Origin of the sequence: Streptomyces sp. ActVer (assembly GCF_027270795.1) — a bacterium.
GTDB lineage: Bacteria > Actinomycetota > Actinomycetes > Streptomycetales > Streptomycetaceae > Streptomyces > Streptomyces umbrinus_A.
The window spans coordinates 1-2214 of the sequence record NZ_JAPWHT010000800.1 but is presented as its reverse complement, the minus strand read 5'-3'; the positions used below and the strand labels follow the sequence as shown (position 1 = coordinate 2214).

General features: G+C 71.4%; 3 protein-coding genes. All 3 read left to right on the top strand.

All coding sequences use genetic code 11. The features are described from left to right. The first annotated feature begins 230 nt into the window (after nt 1-230). The gene (locus tag O3Q52_RS52210; RefSeq protein WP_269655412.1) at nt 231-1196 is read left to right on the top strand and encodes a zinc-binding dehydrogenase; all 966 of its coding nucleotides are present in this window, start codon (nt 231-233) and stop codon (nt 1194-1196) included. Between the two features lie 105 nt (nt 1197-1301). After that, nucleotides 1302-1511 carry a helix-turn-helix domain-containing protein gene (locus O3Q52_RS52205; protein ID WP_010984411.1) on the top strand — a complete coding sequence of 70 codons (210 nt, stop codon included), beginning with the start codon at nt 1302-1304 and terminating at the stop codon, nt 1509-1511. Beyond that, nucleotides 1511-2098, top strand: a complete 588-nt coding sequence (locus tag O3Q52_RS52200; RefSeq protein ID WP_269655411.1) for a Clp protease N-terminal domain-containing protein — start codon at nt 1511-1513, stop codon at nt 2096-2098. Before O3Q52_RS52205 ends, O3Q52_RS52200 begins: the two co-directional genes overlap by 1 nt. Nucleotides 2099-2214 lie beyond the last annotated feature (116 nt).

Genomic DNA, 2214 nt, shown 5'->3' with positions numbered 1-2214 from the left:
GGGGGGGGGGGGGGGGGGGGGCCCGGTGGGGGCTGGTCGCGCAGTTCCCCGCGCCCCTAAAGACAAAGGGCCGTGCGCAACCCCCTGCTTTCAGGGGCGCGGGTAACTGCGCGCTCGGCCCCCACCGGCCCGCACCTACACATTCGGCCGAAACCCACCCACCCGGCGGGACACGCGTCACAGGTGGACCTGGTTCCGTCGGGAGGCCGGTGGAGCCTAGGGTCGAGGACATGTTCGCTGCCTACGCTGCTCGTATTGACCGGGACCAGCCGTTGAACGGCCTCGAGTTGGGGGAGCGGCCCGCTCCCGCGGCCCGGGACGGCTGGACGACCGTGAACGTCAAGGCCGCCTCCCTGAACCACCACGACCTCTGGTCGCTGCGTGGCGTGGGGCTCGCCGAGGACAAGCTGCCGATGATCCTCGGATGCGATGCCGCCGGCGTCGACGAGGACGGCAACGAGGTCGTACTGCACTCCGTCATCGGGCAGACGGGACACGGTGTCGGCCCCAAGGAGCCGCGCTCCATCCTCACCGAGCGGTACCAGGGGACCTTCGCCGAGCAGGTTTCCGTGCCCTCGTGGAACGTCCTGCCCAAGCCCAAGGAGCTCTCCTTCGAAGAGGCGGCCTGTCTGCCCACCGCGTGGCTGACGGCGTACCGCATGCTCTTCACCAACGCCGGTGTACGCCCCGGTGACTCGGTTCTCGTGCAGGGCGCCGGAGGCGGTGTCGCCACCGCCGCGATCGCGCTCGGGAAGGCGGCGGGGCTGCGGGTCTTCGCGACCAGCCGCGACGAGGCCAAGCGGAAGCGGGCCCTCGAACTGGGCGCCGTGGAGGCCGTGGAGTCCGGCGCGCGGCTGCCGCAGCGCGTGGACGCCGTCATCGAGACGGTCGGCGCCGCCACCTGGTCCCACTCGGTCAAGTCCCTCAAGCCCGGCGGCACCCTGGTCATCTCGGGTGCCACCAGCGGCGACCGCCCCTCGCACGCCGAACTGACCCGGATCTTCTTCCTCGAACTCAAGGTCGTCGGCTCCACGATGGGCACTAAGGACGAGCTGGAGGACCTGCTCTCCTTCTGCGCCGCCACCGGTGTCCGACCCGTCATCGACGAGGTCCTTCCGCTGGACCGGGCCCGCGAGGGCTTCGAGCGGATGGAGTCCGGTGGACTCTTCGGCAAGGTCGTTCTGACCACCTCCTGATGCCGTTCCGGGCCTGGGCGCGGGTCCTGCGCGCCCAGGCTCTCGCACACCCTTGAGTGTCAACTACGGTTGACATTCGAGGGCCTGTCAATCTAAGTTGACATCATGACCGAAGCAACGGATCTCGCCGAGCGCGCGGGCGACCGCGATCCGCGGATCGGGCTGCGGGCCGTCTCCGCGTTGCGGCGGCTGCTTGAGCAGCTCGAAGCGGTTCAGGTGCGCAGTGCGCGCAATCAGGGTTGGTCGTGGCAGGAGATCGCCGCGGAACTGGGTGTCAGCAGGCAGGCCGTGCACAAGAAGTACGGGAGGCAGTGATGTTCGAACGGTTCACCAAGGACGCCCGGGCGGTGGTGCTCGGCGCGGCCGACCACGCCGAACGGCTGCACGCCGAGACGGTCGAGGAACAGCACGTGCTGCTGGCGCTGCTCGACCGTGAGGCCAGCCGCGCGTCCTTCGCCCTCATGTCGCTGGGACTCGCGGAGCGCAAGGAGTCCGTCGAGCAGGCACTGGCCGAGGCGCGGCGTCGCGGCGGGCTCTCCCGCGCCGACACGGACGCGCTCTCCGGGCTGGGCATCGACGTCTCGGAGATCGTCTCCCGGGTCGAAGAAGCCCACGGTGAGGGCGCGCTGCGGTCCGGCAGGGCGGGCGCCGGGCGGGGCAGGGGTTGGTGGTCCGGGCTCGTCGGCGGGCATCGACCTTTCGCTCAGGGGGCCAAGGACCTTCTCACGGAGTCCCTGCGGATGGCTCTCGCCCAGCGGGACCGGTACATCGGCGACGAACACCTTCTCCTCGCCCTCGCGGCCCGCCCCGGCATCCCCGCGGAGGTCCTGGCCGACCACGGGGTGACGTACGCGTCGCTGCGGCGGGTGTTGTACGGCGGGGGAGAGGCAAAGGCGGGCTGAGGGGGCCGGCCTTCGCTGTCGGCCGGGCGGGCCGCCACCGGATGGGAGCAGCGCGGAGCCACCACGGGCAGCCCGGGTCGGCCCGGTCGACCGTGGTGGCCCGGGCCGGGGCGACC